General features: G+C 70.7%; 9 protein-coding genes. 3 read left to right on the top strand and 6 right to left on the bottom strand.

Annotated elements, in window-relative coordinates:
* Positions 1-5 precede the first annotated feature (5 nt).
* The 3 genes from ACWD2L_RS21625 to ACWD2L_RS21615 form a co-directional block, all read right to left on the bottom strand.
* Positions 6-3,497, bottom strand: coding sequence for an ATP-dependent DNA helicase (locus tag ACWD2L_RS21625; protein ID WP_351333530.1), 3,492 nt, complete (start codon positions 3,495-3,497; stop codon positions 6-8).
* A 63-nt stretch (positions 3,498-3,560) separates the two neighbouring features.
* A complete protein-coding gene (locus ACWD2L_RS21620) occupies positions 3,561-6,884 on the bottom strand; it encodes an ATP-dependent helicase (RefSeq protein ID WP_351333527.1) in 3,324 nt (1,107 codons plus the stop codon).
* Positions 6,885-7,162: 278 nt separating this feature from the next.
* Positions 7,163-7,528, bottom strand: coding sequence for an MGMT family protein (locus ACWD2L_RS21615; RefSeq protein WP_351333524.1), 366 nt, complete (start codon positions 7,526-7,528; stop codon positions 7,163-7,165).
* Positions 7,529-7,692: 164 nt separating this feature from the next.
* Here ACWD2L_RS21615 and ACWD2L_RS21610 point away from each other — a divergent pair, with 164 nt between their 5' ends.
* From ACWD2L_RS21610 to ACWD2L_RS21600, 3 genes are all read left to right on the top strand, one after another.
* A complete protein-coding gene (locus tag ACWD2L_RS21610) occupies positions 7,693-10,461 on the top strand; it encodes a lysylphosphatidylglycerol synthase domain-containing protein (protein ID WP_351333521.1) in 2,769 nt (922 codons plus the stop codon).
* A 96-nt stretch (positions 10,462-10,557) separates the two neighbouring features.
* Positions 10,558-12,102, top strand: coding sequence for an alpha/beta hydrolase (locus tag ACWD2L_RS21605; protein ID WP_451190560.1), 1,545 nt, complete (start codon positions 10,558-10,560; stop codon positions 12,100-12,102).
* Positions 12,103-12,198: 96 nt separating this feature from the next.
* The gene (locus ACWD2L_RS21600) at positions 12,199-13,821 is read left to right on the top strand and encodes an alpha/beta hydrolase (protein WP_351333516.1); all 1,623 of its coding nucleotides are present in this window, start codon (positions 12,199-12,201) and stop codon (positions 13,819-13,821) included.
* Positions 13,822-13,909: 88 nt separating this feature from the next.
* On the opposite strand, the gene moeZ is transcribed toward ACWD2L_RS21600, so the two are convergent.
* From moeZ to ACWD2L_RS21585, 3 genes are all read right to left on the bottom strand, one after another.
* Positions 13,910-15,088, bottom strand: a complete 1,179-nt coding sequence (gene moeZ / locus ACWD2L_RS21595) for an adenylyltransferase/sulfurtransferase MoeZ (RefSeq protein WP_351333514.1) — start codon at positions 15,086-15,088, stop codon at positions 13,910-13,912.
* Between the two features lie 63 nt (positions 15,089-15,151).
* Positions 15,152-15,901, bottom strand: a complete 750-nt coding sequence (locus ACWD2L_RS21590; protein WP_351333511.1) for a spherulation-specific family 4 protein — start codon at positions 15,899-15,901, stop codon at positions 15,152-15,154.
* Complete coding sequence (locus ACWD2L_RS21585; RefSeq protein WP_351333509.1) at positions 15,889-16,857, bottom strand: NAD-dependent epimerase/dehydratase family protein; 969 nt, start codon at positions 16,855-16,857, stop codon at positions 15,889-15,891. Before ACWD2L_RS21585 ends, ACWD2L_RS21590 begins: the two co-directional genes overlap by 13 nt.
* Positions 16,858-16,957 lie beyond the last annotated feature (100 nt).

Raw genomic sequence — 16,957 nt, 5'->3', positions numbered from 1 at the left:
CGAGCCTATCCGCCCGCCCGAACGTGTTCGTCCGGCGGTTCCTCCACGGGCTCCGCCGGCTGCTGCGGGTCCTCCAGGAGGAGCCGCTCCAGCTCCTCCCGGCCGGGCAGCCGTCGCGGCCGGACCGTCTCCCCGGTGCGTACGTACAGGAAGGCGGCGCTCACCGCTTCCAGGGGAACGCCCTGCTGCTCGGCCCAGGCAAGCCGGTAGACAGCCAGCTGGAGGGGGTCGGCGGACTTCCGGTGGGCCGTCTTCCAGTCCACGATCTCGTACGTCGCCTCGTCGCCGTCGCCCTCCTTGTAGACGGCGTCGATACGGCCCCGGACGATACGTCCCGCGATGGCCAGCTGGAACGACGTCTCGACCCGGTAGGGAGAGCGATGGGCGTACGGGGTGCGCTCGAAGGCCTCCTTGAGTGCCTCCAGGTCGCGCTCGTCCGCGATCTCGGCATCGCTGCCGGGAAGCTCCTCGGGGTCGAGCATGGGCAGCCGCAGCTCTTCGAACCGTGCCTCGATCCAGGCGTGGAACCGGGTGCCCCTGCGGGCCGCCGGCTGCGGTGGCTGGGGCATGGGGCGGGCGAGTTCCTGGGCGAAGGCGTCCGGGTCGGCGGCCATCCGCAGCAGCTGGGACGCGGTGAGCGTGTGCGGGACGGGGACATCGCGCACGGCGGCGCGGGCGCGCAACAGCTCGCCTGTCAGCGAGTCGAGGTCGCGGTCCCAGGAGGCGATGGTGCGTGCCTCCTCCGGGGTGAGCTCCGCCTCCGGCGCGGGAGCGGGATGCGGTACGACCGGGGCCGCTCGCTCGTGCTCGGCCACGCGCGCGTAGGTGTCGGCCGGGGGTGCGGCGTCCTCGTACGGGTCGTGGTCGTCCTCGTAGGGGTCGTAGGGCGGTTCGTCATCCTCGGGCGGGGGCGGCCAGTCGGGGTCCTCGAAGGGCGGCTCGTCGAGGGTGGCGGGGTGCGACTCCGTGTGGGCGTACGCGGCCTCGGGTCCCGCGGCGCGCTCCAAGTGGGCGAGGACAGTGTGGGCGGCGGCCCGGCGGCGCGCCCGCGCCTCCTCGTCCAGCGGCAGCGGCCAGGCGTGCTCGGCCGAGTTCTCTTGGAGGGCCGGGTTCTCCTCGTCCTCCGCCGGTTCGTCCGCCCACACCTCGATCTCGCCGTAACCGGCCGCGCAGTGCTCGTACAGCGTCTGGAGGAAGTCCGACGGGCCGCGCCTGCGCTTCTGGGACGGCCCCCACCAGTGCCCTGAGCCGAGCAGCAGAGAGCGCGGACGCGTGAACGTGACGTATCCCAGGCGCAGTTCTTCCGTGTGCTGGTGGTCCTTCATATCGGCGTGGAAGGCCTTCATGCCCTTGGAGTCCCACGTCTCGATCTCGGGCAACGTGGCGCCGTCACCGCGCAGTTCGTGGGGCAGGACCTTGGCCTGCGCCGTCCACTTCTCACGGCCTTGGGTGCTCGGGAACGTGCCGTTGACGAGGCCGGGAACGGCGACGACGTCCCATTCGAGGCCCTTGGACTTGTGAGCGGTGAGCACCTTCACGGTGTCCTCGCCACCGGGCAGCGCATTGTCGAGGCCCTTCTCGTACTGCGCCGCGGTGCGCAGGAATCCGAGGAAGGCGAGCAGCGTCGCGGAGCCGTCGTTGGCCGCGAAGGAGGCGGCGATGTCGAGAAAGTTCGACAGCGTCTCGCGCCGCCGGGCCGCCAACGCGTGCGGGGACGCGGAGAGTTCGACCTCCAGGCCGGTGACCGCCAGGACACGGTGCAGCACGTCCATGAGGGGGTCGGACAACGAGCGGCGCAGCTCGCGCAGTTCGGTGGCGAGCCGGGCGAAGCGCACGCGCGCGTCCGGCGAGAACGGCAGCCCGTCGTCGTCCTCTTCGGTGCCGGTCGAGGTCTCCAGGAACGTGTCGAGCGCGTCCGCCAGCGATATCACCTCGGAGGGGTCTACCCCCTCGACGGCCGCGGCCAGGCGCCGGTCCGGGTCGTCGTCCTCACCCCCGCGCGCGTGGGAGACCAAAAAGCGGGCCCTGCGCCCGAGGAGGGCGAGGTCGCGCGGGCCGATGCGCCAGCGCGGGCCGGTCAGCAGTCGCACGAGGGAGGCGTTCGCACCGGGGTCCTGGAGGACCTCGCACATGGCGACCAGGTCGGCGATCTCCGGGAGGTGCAACAGGCCGGAGAGGCCGACGACTTCGACCGGGATGTCGCGGGCGACCAGCGCGCCCTGGATCTCGGCGAAGTCGGTCGCGGTGCGGCACAGGACGGCGATCTCTCCGGGTGCCGTTCCCGTAGCGACGAGGTGGCCGATGGAGTCGGCGAGCCAGTCGATCTCCTCGCTGTGCGTGCTCAGCAGGGCGCAGCGCACGACTCCGTCCCCCTCGGCCCCGGGGGCGGGCCGCAGGGCCTCCACGCCCGCGTGCATCGCCCGGAGCGGCTCGGCGAGCCCGTTGGCCAGGTCGAGCAGGCGGCCGCCGCTGCGCCGGTTCTCCCTGAGCGCGAAGCGGGTGGCCGGGCGCCCGTCCCCGTACGCGAAGTGGCGCGGGAAGTCGTCGAGGTTGGCGACGGAAGCGCCGCGCCACCCGTAGATCGCCTGGCAGGGGTCGCCGACCGCGGTCACCGCGTGGCCCGTCCCCCCGCCGAAGAGGCCTGCGAGCAGGATCCGCTGGGCCACGGACGTGTCCTGGTACTCGTCGAGCAGGACGACGCGGAATTCGTCGCGCAGGATCTCGCCCACCTCGGGCCGGGTGTCGGCCAGCGTCGCCGACAGGGCGATCTGGTCGCCGAAGTCGAGGAGGTCGCGCGTGCGCTTGGCCTCCCTGTAGTGCCCCACCAGCTCGGCCAGCTCCAGGCGCGCGGTGGCCGCCTCGGGCACCTTCCGCAGGTCTGCGTTGCTGAGTTTGACGCCTTCGAGGGCGCGCAGCAGCTCATGGTCGTACGCACGCAGCTTGCCGGGCTGTACGAGGTGTTCCGCCAGCTCGCCGTCCAACGTGAGCAGGTCGCTGACCAGGTCGGCGAAGGAGCGCGTGAGGGCGGGGTAGGGGCCGGGCGCTTCGCGCAGCACGCGCGCGGCGAGCTGGAAGCGCGTGGCGTCGGCGAGCAGTCGCGTCGTGGGTTCGAGCCCGATGCGCAGGCCGTGGTCGGTCAGGAGCCGGCCCGCGAAGGAGTGGTAGGTGGAGATCACGGGCTCGCCCGGGGGGTTGTCCGGATCGATGGCATCGGGGTCGGTGACGCCCGCCTTGATCAATGCCTTGCGGACACGCTCGGTCAGTTCCCCGGCCGCCTTGTTGGTGAACGTGAGGCCCAGGACCTGCTCGGGGGCGACCTGACCGGTGCCGACCAGCCAGACCACGCGGGCGGCCATCACCGTCGTCTTTCCGGAGCCCGCTCCGGCCACGATCACCTGCGGGGCGGGCGGCGCGGTGATGCAGGCCGTCTGCTCCGGGGTGAACGGGATGCCGAGCAGCTCTTTGAGCTGCTCGGGGTCGGTGAGGCGCGTGGTCACCTCATCGAGGCTAACCGGCACCACTGACAGCGCCGTCCTGTTCCTGCCCAGTGGAGGCGCACGTCACTCGACCACGTGTTTGCCCTCCGGGCGCGCGCTGCACGAGGCACGGAAGGCGCAGTGCGTGCAGTGCTGCCCGGTGGTCGGTACGAAGCGCTCGTCGAGGACCTTGCCGGCCGCGGTGGCGAGGAGGTCGCCGACCCACTCCCCTTCGAGGGGCTCTTGCGCCTGCACCTTCGGCAGGGTCTCGCCGCCGTCCTTCTTGGCGGCGCCCTGCCGAAGCTGCACGAGTTCCGCTCCCCCGGAGTGCGGACGAACTCCTTCGAAGATCTCGTCGACCACGCCTTCGTTCACGGCGAGCTGGTACACGGCGAGCTGTGGATGGTGGGCGACGTCCGCGGCGCTCGGTGTCTGCTTGCCGGTTTTGAAGTCGACCACGTAGGCGCGGCCCTCGGCGTCCCGCTCCACACGGTCCATGGAGCCGCGAATGCGCACTTCGTAGGGACCCGTTTCGAGCGTCACGTCGAAGTCGTGCTCGCTGGCGACGGGGGTGCGGCCCGTACGGTCCATGACGTGCCACTGAAGGAATCGTTCGAGCGCGGCGCGGGCGTTCTCCTTCTCCTGGGCCGACTTCCAGGGCGCGTCGAAGGCGAGGGAGTCCCACACGGAATCCAGGCGCTCCATGAGGACGGCGAGGTCGGCGGGTGTCCGCCCGGAGGCGACCTCGTCGGCCAGGACGTGCACGACGTTGCCGAAGCCCTGGGCCGCGGTGGCTGGGGCGTCGGCCTTCACCTCGCGGCCGAGGAACCACTGCAGGGCACAGGTGTTGGCCAGCTGGTCGAGGGCGCTTCCGGAGAGGACGACGGGCTTGTCCCGGTCGCGCAGCGGGACCTTGCTCTCGGTCGGCTCGTACATGCCCCACCAGCGGTACGGGTGGGCGGACGGCACGAGCGGTCTTCCGTCGTCGCTGAGCGCCGCGAGCTGGGCGAGGCGGCGTGCGGCGGCCTCGCGCAGCCCTTCGGAGACGCGCGGGTCGACCGTCGTGGCGCGCAGTTCGGCGACGAGGGCGGCCACTGCCAGGGGGCGGCGTGGGCGCCCGCTGACGTCCTTGGGTTCCACGCCCAACTCGGTCAGGAACCGGGACGGCTGGTCGCCGTCGTCGGCGGGCGCCTTCACGGCGGTGACGACGAGCCGCTCCCGCGCGCGCGTGGCGGCGACGTAGAACAGACGTCGTTCCTCTGTGAGCAGCGCCCCGGGGGTGAGGGGTTCGGCGAGGCCGTCGCGTCCGATGCGGTCGGCCTCCAGGAGCGAACCGCGGCGCCGCAGGTCGGGCCAGAGTCCTTCCTGGACGCCGGCGACGACGACGAGCCGCCACTCCAGGCCCTTGGAGCGGTGCGCGGTCATCAGGCGGACGGCGTCCGGGCGCACGGCCCGTCCCGCGAGGGTGTCGGCCGCGATGTCCTGGGCCTCGAGCTCCTCGAGGAAGTTGCGGGCGCCACGGCCTCCGGTGCGCTCCTCCGCGCGCGCGGCGACGGCGAACAGGGCGCAGACGGCGTCCAGGTCACGGTCCGCGTTGCGCCCGGCCGCGCCGCCTCGGCGGGCGGCACGTTCGAGCCGGCTCGGCCAGGGGGTGCCGTTCCACAGCTCCCAGAGGGCCTCTTCGGCGGTGCCGCCGTCGGCGAGCTTCTGGCGGGCGGTCGCGAGGAGCGCGCCGAGACGCTGCGCACCTCGGGCGTACGCCGGGTCGTGCAGCGCGAGCCGTTCGGGCTCGACGAGGGCACGCGCGAGCAACTCGTCCGAGGGCGGCGGCAGCGCGTTCCCTGACGCGCGCTCCTCCTCGCGCAGCGCACGCCCCAGGCGGCGCAGATCGGCCGTGTCCATCCCGGCGAGCGGCGAGGCCAGGAGTTCCAGGGCGGTCTCGGTGTCGAGCCGGTACGCGCCTTCCGAGGCGTCCGGGGCCTCCGAGGAGTCGGGCGCGTCCGGGGTGTCCGGGGTGTCCGCGCGTGCCACCACCTTCAGAGCCGTCAGCAGCGGCGTGACCGCCGGTTCGTGGCGCAGCGGCAGATCGTCACCGTCGATGTCGAGAGGGACGCCTGCCGCCGTGAGGGCGCGCCGCACTCCCGGAATGCCGCGCGAGCCGGCGCGCACCAGGACGGCCATGTCGCTCCACGGAATGCCGTCCTCCAGGTGGGCACGCCGCAGGATGTCCGCGATGTTGTCGAGCTCCGTACCGGACGTCGGATACGTGTAGACCTCGGCCCTGCCTCCGTCTCGCACGGCTGACAGCTCGCGGTGGGCACGCACCTTGTGCGCGGGCAGCCGGGTCAGGGGCATCCGCTGGGTGATGCGGCGCGTCGCCTCCAGGAGACCGGCGCCGGAACGCCGGGATGTGGTGAGCACCTCGACCGGGGCGGGGGCGCCGTCCGCCTGCGGGAAGTCACCGGGGAACTCCAGGATGCCGTTCACGTCCGCGCCCCGGAACGCGTAGATCGACTGGTCCGGATCGCCGAAGGCGACGAGCGTGCGCCCCCCGCCCGCGAGCGCGTGCAGCAGCCGCACCTGGGCGGGGTCGGTGTCCTGGTACTCGTCGACGAACACGGCGTCGTACTGCGTGGCGAGCCGGTCCGCGACCTCCGTGCGGCGCGCGAGGAGCACGGCGCGATGCACCAGTTCCGCGTAGTCGAGCACGCCCTGTGCGTCGAGGACGTCCAGGTACTCGGCGAGGAAGGTGGCGGCCGCCCGCCAGTCAGGGCGGCCGATGCGGCGCGCGAAGGCGTCCAGGGCGGCCGGCCCGAGACCCAGCTCCCGGCTTCGGGCGAGGACCGCGCGCACCTCGTCGGCGAAGCCCCGCGTGGTCAGGCACGCGCGCAGGTCGTCCGGCCAGCGCACATGCGCGAGCCCCGCCTTCTCCAGGCCGATCTGCCCCGCGAGCAGCTCCCGTACGGCGACGTCCTGCTCGGGCCCCGACAACAGCCGCAAGGGATCCACGAAGAGGTCCGCGTCCTGGTGGGCGCGGACCAGGGCGTAGCAGAACGAGTGGAATGTCGTCGCTTGTGGGGCGTGCGCGGCACCGATGCGCTGCGCCATGCGGTCGCGCAGTTCGACCGCGGCCTTCCGGCTGAACGTGAGCACCAGGATGCGTTCGGGGTCGGTGCCCTTGGCGATACGCGCCGAGACGGCTTCCACGAGCGTCGTGGACTTGCCCGTTCCAGGACCGGCCAGGACGAGGAGCGGCCCGTGGGCATGGTCAACCACCGCACGCTGATGTGCGTCCAGACGAGGGGGGCCCACCTGAATCGGCGGGGTACGCACCAGCCGGTACGCACCGGGGGTCCCCTGTCGAACCTGGTGCTGCGACAGGTGCCGGGTGGACGAGGAAGAGCTCACGTGGATCGCTGGTCCTGGTGGGTGTGCTGGTGGTCGAAGAGGCTTCCGCGCGAAGCGGTGGCCATGGGGTGAAGGAGGTGTCTGCCATCGACGGTGCCGTCGACGCTACGCCGTCGAGTGTGGCGGAAGCCGGGCTTCCGGCGCCTCTCCCGCACTCCTCCGGGCGCGGATGTGCCCGGTCTCACCAACGGACACAGGGCCGCCGAAGTGCCCCGCATGCCCCGTTTCCCCCATACGGGCCACCGGCACCCCACCCGCGCGCGGGATGGCCGAAGCTGTCAATTGTGAGCTTCCGTACCCGCCCGGCCGTCCCACCGCGCGCGCTTCATGTCGAGGCGTGGCAGGTGCCCTTCGGCGGCCCGGGATGCCTGACGCAAGGGCGTGCTCTCCTCTCTGTAGTGGTCGAGCGCGCGCAGCTCGTTCCCGGGCAGGAACTGCCCGTCCGCTCGCACCACGCGCCACCACGGAACCGCGCCTCCGTAGAGAGCCATCACCCGCCCCACCTGACGGGGCCCGCCCTCCTCGAGCCATTCGGCCACGTCCCCGTACGTCATGACCCGACCGCTCGGGATCAGCTCCGCGACGTCCAGGACGCGCTCCGCGTACGCGGGAAGCTCTCCCGCCGGTTCGCTCTCCTTGCTCATCCGACCCATCCTGCCGCACGGCACCGACAGCGCGGAGGGATGTACGAGAGGCGGCCGGCACAGACGCGGACGGCCAAGCCTGTCGAGTACTGCCGCTTTCTCGAATGCACCCTGATGCCCCCCTATGGCGGTGCGGCATGCCACCATCGTGCGGACGGTGACTGGTGATACGAGATCAAGAAGAGACCACGGAGCAGCAGAGCGTGCACCCCGACAAGGCGGAGGGCACCTCTGTGGCACCGGCGCGCCCTGACGAAGCGGCCGACCAGGCCCCCGAAACGAAGCACGAGCAACCGTTGCACGACCCCGACTGTGCGGAGGGCGGCGCACACGCCGAGCAGGTCGACGGGGACGAACCACTGCTCCCCGCGCGCGTGCACCGCCCCTCCGATCTCATGCGGCTCCTCGTCGGCCTGCTCGCCGTCGTCGTGATCCTGGCGATCGCGGCGTTCGCGCACGGCACGACCTCGGGCTTCGCCCAGGACATCGACAAGGGCACAGGACAGGCACCCGACCTGCTGACCAAGTTCGCGGGTCTCGCGTCGAGCATCGCCATCCTGTTGGTACCGGTCGCGTTCGCCATCGAGCGGCTCATCAAGCGCGACGGCCTACGGATCGCCGACGGAGTGCTCGCCGCGGTCCTCGCGCACGGGGTGACGCTCGCTACGGACCTCTGGGTCGCCAAGGCCGCCCCGCGGTCCATCCAGGAAGCGCTCACCACGGTGTCGCCCGGCGACATCCACGCGCTGACCGACCCGGTGCACGGTTACTTGGCGCCCGTCATCGCCTACATGACGGCCGTCGGCATGTCCCGGCGACCACGGTGGCGCGTCGTGCTGTGGGTGGTGCTGCTGCTCGACGCCTTCGCGATGCTCGTCACCGGCTACACGACACCGTTCTCGATCATCCTGACGGTCCTCATCGGCTGGACCGTCGCCTACGGAACGCTGTACGCCGTCGGCTCCCCGAACGTGCGCCCCACAGGGCAGACGCTCCTCGCCGGACTGCGCCACGTCGGCTTCCACCCGGTCAGCGCCTCCCGCGAGGAAGCCCATGAGGGCGCCACGGAGAACGGCGACCGGGGGCGGCGCTACTTCGTCACCCTGGAGGACGGCCCACCGCTCGACGTCACCGTGGTGGACCGGGAGCAGCAGGCGCAGGGCTTCTTCTACCGCGTGTGGCGACGACTGACGCTGCGCGGCATCACGCAGCGCCGCAGCCTCCAATCGCTGCGCCAGGCCCTGGAGCAGGAGGCGCTGCTCGCCTATGCGGCGATCGCCGCCGGGGCGAACGCGCCGAAGCTGATCGCGACGTCCGAGCTCGGCCCCGATGCGGTCATGCTCGTCTACGAGCACGTCGGCGGCCGGTCCTTGGACTCGCTGCCGGACGAGGAGATCACCGATGAGCTGATGCGCGACACGTGGCATCAGGTCCAGGCGCTCCAGTCACGGCGGATCGCGCATCGCCGACTGGCCGGCGACGCCATTCTGGTGGATCGTTCCGGCACCGTCGTCCTGACGGACCTGCGCGGTGGCGAGATCGCCGCTGGCGACCTGGTGCTCCGCATGGACATCGCCCAGCTTCTGACGACGCTCGGACTTCGGGCGGGCGCCGAGCGCACCGTCGCGTCCGCCGTAGGAGTCCTCGGCCCGGACACCATCGCCGACTGTCTGCCGCTGCTGCAGCCGATCGCGCTCACCCGCTCCACCAGGGCGACGCTGCGCAAGCTCGGACGTGAGCGTGCCCAGCGTGAGCGTGAGGCCGTCCTGGAGGCGTCCAGCAAGGCCAAGCAGGCGCGCATCGAGGAGACCACCCCCAGCGACGCCGCCAAGGTGTCCGTACGCGACGAGAAGAAGTCCGAGAAGGCGGAGCGACAGGCCGAGAAGCGGGCCCTCGACGAGGCCCTGGAAGAGGCCCGCGAGGAGGATCTGCTGACCCAGATCCGCCACCAGGTGCTGCGCATCCGGCCCCAGGCTCCCGTCGAACCGGCGCGCCTGGAGCGCATCAGGCCGCGCACGCTGATCAGTTTCATCGCCGGTGCGATCGGCGCGTACTTCCTGCTGTCACAGCTCACCCACATCGACTTCAGCGCGATCGTGCGCGAGGCCGAGTGGGGCTGGGTCGGCCTCGCGGTGCTGTTCTCCGCGCTCAGCTACGTAGCCGCCGCGATGAGCCTGCTCGGCTTCGTGCCGGAACGCGTCCCCTTCATGCGAGCCGTCGCGGCCCAGGTCGCCGGTTCCTTCGTGAAGATCGTGGCGCCGGCGGCAGTCGGTGGAGTGGCGCTCAACACGCGTTTCCTGCAGCGCTCCGGGGTGCGTCCGGGGCTCGCCGTGGCGAGTGTGGGCGCCTCGCAGCTGTTCGGCATGGGCAGCCACATCCTGCTGCTGCTGACCTTCGGTTACCTGACGGGGACGGAGAAGACGCCCTCCTTGTCGCCGTCCCGCACGGTCATCGCGGGCCTGTTGACCGTCGCGGTGCTCGTCCTTGTCATGACGTCGATCCCGTTCCTGCGGAAATTCGTGTCCACGCGCGTGCGCTCACTTTTCGCCGGGGTCGTGCCACGCATGCTCGACGTGTTGCAGCGGCCGCGGAAGCTGCTCACGGGCATCGGCGGCATGCTGCTGCTGACCGCCTGCTTCGTGATGTGCCTCGACGCCTCGATCCGTGCCTTCGGGGACGAGACCCAGACCACGATCAGCCTGGCCAGCGTCGCGGTGGTCTTCCTCGCCGGTAACGCGCTCGGCTCGGCTGCCCCGACACCGGGTGGCGTGGGCGCCGTCGAGGCGACCCTGACGGTGGGTCTGATCGCGGTCGGCCTCCCCAAGGAGGTGGCGGCGCCCGCGGTGCTGCTGTACCGGCTGCTCACCTTGTGGCTCCCCGTGCTGCCCGGATGGCTGTTCTTCAACCACCTCACAAGGAAGGGCGCCCTCTAGGCGACTTGGGCGACTTGGGCCTCCCGGGCGGCGAGAACCTCACTCGCACAGCCCGCAGCCCGAGCGCCCCGCACCCTGCCGCCGCAGGATGGACGCATGCCCAATCCGTCCTGGTCCCGTACCGCTGCCCTGACCGCCGCCACCCTGCTGTCCGTATCGCTCGCGGCGTGCAGCAGCGACACAAAGGACGACGTGGATCTTCCTTCCCAGTCGTTGAGCTGGAAGGACTGCCCCGCACCCGCGGAATCCCAGGGAGGTGGCGACGCGCCTTCTCCGCTTCCCGGTGGCGCCGAGTGGCAGTGCGCCACCATGAAGGCGCCACTCGACTGGGACAAGCCCAAGGGCGAGACGATCGACCTGGCGTTGATCCGCGCCAAGGCGAGCGGGGACAAGGACAAGCGGATCGGCTCGCTGATCTTCAACTTCGGCGGCCCCGGCGGCTCTGGTGTCACCACTCTGCCGGCCTTCGGATCCGAGTACGCGAAGCTGCGCACCCGCTACGACCTCGTCAGCTTCGACCCGCGTGGGGTGGGTCGCAGCGCGGGCGTCAGGTGCGAGGACGACAAACAGCTCGACGACTACTTCCAACAGGACTCGACGCCGGACGACACCGCGGAACAGAAGAAGCTCGTCGACAGCATCAAGACGTTCAACGACACGTGCGAGAAGAACTCCGACGACGTCCTCCCCCACGTACGCACCACGGACGCGGCTCGCGACATGAATCTCATGCGCCAGGTCCTGGGCGACGACAAACTGCACTACTTCGGCATCTCCTACGGCACCGAACTGGGCGGCGTCTATGCCCACTTGTTCCCCAAGAAGATGGGCCGTGCCGTGTTCGACGGCGTCGTCGACCCCACCCAGGACCCGGAGGAGGGGGCGCTCGGCCAGGCAAAGGGTTTCCAGCTCGCCCTCGACAACTACGCGAAGCACTGCACGTCCCAGGCCGAGGACTGTCCGGTCGGTGACACTCCGCAAGACGTCAAGACCAAGATCACAAAGCTGCTCGACGAGCTCGAGGAGAAGCCGATCCCGGGCGTCTTCCCGCGCGATCTCACACAGACCGCGGCGACCAACGGGGTCGCGCAGGCCCTGTACTCACAGGACTTCTGGGAGTACCTGACCGAGGGTCTCCAGCAGGCGTACAACGGTGACGGCAAGATCCTTATGGCGTTGTCCGACTCGATGAACGGACGCAACGAGGACGGCAAGTACAGCAATATCCAGGCCGCGAACATCGCCATCAACTGCGCCGACGACAAGCCCCGCTACACGTCGAAGGACGTCGAGGCGAAGCTGCCGGAGTTCCGCAAGGCGTCCCCGATGTTCGGCGACTACCTGGCCTGGGGCATGCTCAACTGCTCCGGCTGGTCCGTCGAAGGGGCCGCCGAGCACCCGGACGTCAGCGCGCCCGGCTCCGCCCCGATCCTCGTGGTCGGCAACACCGGCGACCCGGCCACCCCGTACGAGGGGGCGAAGAAGATGGTCGATGCGCTCGGCGAGGACGTGGGCGTCGAGTTGACGTACGACGGCCAGGGGCACGGGGCCTACGACAGCGGAAACAAGTGCGTGCACGGCGCCGTGAACACCTACCTCCTCAGCGGGAAGCCCCCGAACGAGCGAACGGTCTGCAAGTGATCTAGGAGTTGTCCACAGGCCGAGTCGGATGTCCGTGGACGCTCCTACGATGGCTTGACTGTCTTTCGAACGGGGGCAGTTGAGGGGGGAGGTGCCATGACGGCACAGGATTCGTGTGCGCCCGCGGGCGCACGCCCACGCTGGGGAAAAGGCGTCCGCTCGCTCGCCGTGGCCGCGGCCGTCGTCCTGACGGCCGGGCCGGTCGCGGGCTGCAGCGGCTCGGGCGAGCGTGCCGACAGAGGCGATCCGAAGCCGCCGTCGGTATCCGCCTCACGCCCCACCGACGCGGCGCCGGGCGACGGCGACACCCCCGCCCTCCCGTCATCACTCACCGACCAGCAGCTCGACTGGGGCCGTTGTCGTGCGCACGCGGACTCGCCCGCGCCCGGCTCCGACTGGCAGTGCGCGACGCTCAAGGCGCCACTCGACCATGCCGAGCCGGCCGGGCCCACCATCGACCTCGCCCTCATCCGCACCAAGGCTCGGGGCGATCGGGGTCAGCGGATCGGGTCCCTGCTGTTCAACTTCGGCGGCCCCGGCGGCTCCGGAGTGGATCTACTGCCGGCCCTCGCCCCGCAATACGCGAAGCTGCGTGAGCGCTACGACCTGGTGAGCTTCGATCCGCGCGGCGTCTCGGAAAGCCGCGGACTCCGCTGCCGAAGCGACAAGGAGACGCAGGCGGCCGAGTCCATCGACCTCACCCCGGACACCAAAGCGGAGGAGACGGCGTATCTCCAGGATGCCGTCGCGTTCGGCAAGGGTTGCAGCAAACAGGCCGGCACACTGCTCGCCCATGTGTCGACCACCGAGGCCGCGCGCGACATGGATCTGATGCGTCAGGTCCTCGGTGACAAGAAGCTGCACTACATGGGCGTCTCCTACGGCACCGAACTGGGCGGCGTCTACGCCCACTTGTTCCCCGGCAACGTCGGCCGGCTCACCTTGGATGCCGTGGTCGATCCGACCGCGGGACGCGTCGGGCAGGCCGAGAATCAGGCTCGCGGATTCCAGCGGGCCCTCGACAACTACTTCAGGTCACGCGGCAAGGATCCACGGCAGGGCGCGCGTGAGATCACCGCGCTCCTCAAGAGGCTCGACGCGAACCCCCTACCCGCTCCGGGCGGACGTGAGTTGAACGAGTCACTCGCGACGACCGGCATCGCGGTCACCCTGTACAGCAAGAACAGCTGGCCCGCACTGACGCGAGGCCTGCGGGACGCGGAGCAGGGTGCCGGCACCGCCCTGCTCTCGCTCGCCGATTCGTACAACGACCGTGCGGCGAGCGGGCGTTACGGCACGGCGAGCCACTCCCAGCGGGCGATCTCCTGCCTCGACGACAAGGTGCGTCCCACGGCGCGGGAGACGAAGAAGCGGCTCGGGAAATTCCGGGAGCTCTCGCCCGTGTTCGGGCCGTACATGGGCTGGGACACGGCGGGTTGGTGCCACGGCTGGCCGGTCCCGGGCCAGTGGGACGATCCGGATGTGAGCGCGCGGGGCGCGGCGCCGATTCTCGTCGTGGGCAACACCGGCGATCCGGCGACTCTTTACGAAGGGGCGCGCCGCATGGCCGACGAGTTGGGCGCGGGCGTCGGCGTCGAGCTGACGTGGAAGGGCGAGGGGCACGGGGCGTACGGCTCGGGCAGCACCTGCGTGGACGGAGCGGTCGACGCGTATCTCCTGGAGGGGCGAATACCGCACGACGGCAAGGTGTGCTCCTGACCGCGAGCGTCCGCCCGGATACGACGGACGGGCCTCGCGCACAGTGCGCGAGGCCCGTCCGATCAGCTCACAGCGACCGAGCCGAGGCTCAGTAGACCGGCTTGTCCGGCTCGATCTGGTTGACCCAGCCGATGACGCCGCCGCCGACGTGCACGGCGTCCGAGAAGCCCGCGGACTTCAGCACCGCGAGAACTTCCGCACTGCGGACACCCGTCTTGCAATGCAAGACGATTTTCTTGTCCTGCGGCATGCTCTCCAGGGCCGTGCCCATGAGGAACTCGTTCTTCGGAATCAGCTTGGCGCCCGGGATGGAGACGATCTCGTACTCGTTCGGCTCGCGAACGTCGATGATCTCGATCTTCTCGTCGCCGTCGATCCACTCCTTGAGCTGCTTGGGAGTGATCGTGGAACCGGCGGCAGCCTCCTGCGCCTCATCGGACACGACGCCGCAGAAGGCCTCATAGTCGATGAGCTCGGTGACCGTCGCGTTCGGGCCGCAGACCGCGCAGTCGGGGTCCTTGCGGACCTTGACCTGGCGGTACTGCATCTCGAGGGCGTCGTAGATCATCAGGCGGCCGACCAGCGGGTCGCCCACGCCGGCCAGGACCTTGATCGCCTCGGTGACCTGGATGGAGCCGATGGACGCGCACAGCACGCCCAGGACACCGCCCTCGGCGCAGGAGGGGACCATGCCGGGGGGCGGGGGCTCCGGGTACAGGCAGCGGTAGCACGGCCCGTGCTCGGACCAGAAGACCGAGGCCTGGCCGTCGAAGCGGTAGATGGAACCCCACACGTAGGGCTTGTTGAGCAGCACGCACGCGTCGTTGACGAGGTAGCGCGTCGCGAAGTTGTCGGTGCCGTCGACGATCAGGTCGTACTGGCTGAAGATGTCCATCACGTTCTCGGCTTCGAGCCGCTCTTCGTGAAGGATCACGTTCACGTACGGGTTGATGCCGAGGACCGAGTCCTTCGCGGACTCCGCCTTGGACCGACCGATGTCGGCCTGGCTGTGGATGATCTGGCGCTGCAGGTTCGACTCGTCGACCTCGTCGAACTCCACGATGCCGAGCGTGCCCACGCCCGCAGCGGCCAGGTACATGAGGGCCGGCGAGCCAAGGCCACCGGCGCCCACACAGAGCACCTTGGCGTTCTTCAGCCGCTTCTGCCCGTCCATCCCGACATCGGGGATGATCAGGTGGCGGGAGTACCTGCGGACCTCGTCTACGGTGAGCTCAGCAGCTGGCTCGACCAGGGGTGGCAGCGACACGGGGACTCCGTTGGTCGGTATCTACGTACGGTTGTTCCGTCTGCAACACTGCCACGCCCTCCTTCATTCCGAGACACCGCGTCCGATGCGCGAGACGATTTCGTCCCAGTAGCCGGGCATCCCCTCCCAGGGGTCGGTGGAGCCGTCCCGGTCGGTGTGATCGGTGAAGTAGATCGTGCCCGCGCCTTGCCAGCGCGCGATGCGCAGCGCCTCTTCGAGGTGGCCGAGGGGCATGCCGTGGACGAAGTGGCAGAACCGCTCAGGCGGATAGTCGGCGGTCCACTCGGCGACCTGGGACCAGCGGTAGTCGCTCCAGGGGCCGGAGAAGGTCACCAACTGGTCGGCGCTCTCGGCGTATCCGGGGTACGGGTGGGTGCCGTGGTTGAACACGAGGTGCGCGTCGTCGACGAGGGCGCGCAGGGTCGTGGCGGCGCGCCGGACCTCGGGGAGCGCGGCCCGCTCGGTGGGGCAGCGGTCGAAGGAGAAGCCGTCCACCTGGTACCAGTCGAGGAAGCGGTGGGCGTCGGAGACGAGTTCACCGAAGGCGCGGGCGCCATGGATCAAGTCCAAGTGACCAAGGACACGCACCCCGGCCTGCCGGAGCCGCCCCGCCGCCTCCAGGCAGTGCTGGTCGGGACGGGCTCCCGGACCATTGGCGACATTAAGAACAACCCAGTGCAAAGGCGTTGCGGGACGGGTGAGTTCGGCCCATTCCGCGGGTGCGACGAGGGGGTGCGCGAAACCGGGGATGCCAAAGCCGAGTCGTACGTCGGTGCTCGACAGGCCGGTCGCGGTCGGAGTCAGATACGGCATGCCGCCTCCATCCAGATGTCGGCGAGGGACTCTTCGAGGTTGATGCGGGGACGCCAGCCGAGCCGGTCGCGGGCCGTGCGCACGTCGGCCTGCTGCCAACTGCCGCAGCCGTCGGGGTACGGGTACGCGCTCGGCCCGGGGGGCATCCCGTGGTCCGATTCGGTGCGGGGGTGGCCTACGGATGTCCGCATCCCGACAGCGGGGCCGTCGAGTTCATGGAGAGATCCGCCGAAACCGGCGACGCGGGCGAGCACGGCGGCGGCGTCACGCAGTCGCACGGCGCGGCCCGAGCCGATGTTGATGACGCCCTGCGCGGCGGAGAGCGATGCGGCGTGCACGGCGCGCGCCACGTCTCGTACGTCGATGAAGTCGCGCTGTGCGCCGAGACCGCCCAGCTTCAGTTCGCCGTCGCCGGCCTGCATCGCGCGGCGCATCGCCTCGGCGAGCCGGCCGAGCGGGGATCCGGCCGGGGTGCCGGGCCCTGCGGGCGAGAAGACGCGCAGGACGACGGCGTCGAGGCCGGATCCGAGGACGAGTTCGGTGGCGGCGAGCTTGCTGACGCCGTACGGGCCGCCGGGGCGGGGCACCGCGTCCTCCGCGGTGGACGAGCCGGGCTGCGAGGGCCCGTACTCGGCGCCGCAGCCGATCTGCACGAGGCGGGCGCCGCAGCCGCTGCGCCGAAGGGCCTCGCAGACGGTGGCGACGGCGACGGTGTTGTGCCGGGTGAGTTCGCGGGCGCCGCCGCGGGTGGCGCCGGCGCAGTTGATGACCACTCCGGGGTGGACGGCGTCCAGGAAGCGGGTGAGTGCGCCGGGGCTGCCGGTGGCGAGGTCGAAGCGGACGTCGGCGTCGTCGCCCCGGCCGAGCGTGGTCAGCTGCACGGCGGGGTCGGCCAACAGGCGGTCGGTGACGAAGCGGCCCAGATACCCGTTGGCTCCGATCAGCAGAACCCTCATCGGGTGCCTCCCAGGGATCGCGCTCCGGTCCCTCGGAGCGCTCCGAGGGCGCCGCGCACTCCGCGCGCCGCGCGCGGGGCGCACCGGTCGTGGATTCCGC

It is taken from the genome of Streptomyces sp. NPDC002754 (assembly GCF_053592315.1).
Note: the sequence above shows the minus strand (reverse complement) of the source record. Positions and strands in the feature narration are given on the sequence as shown.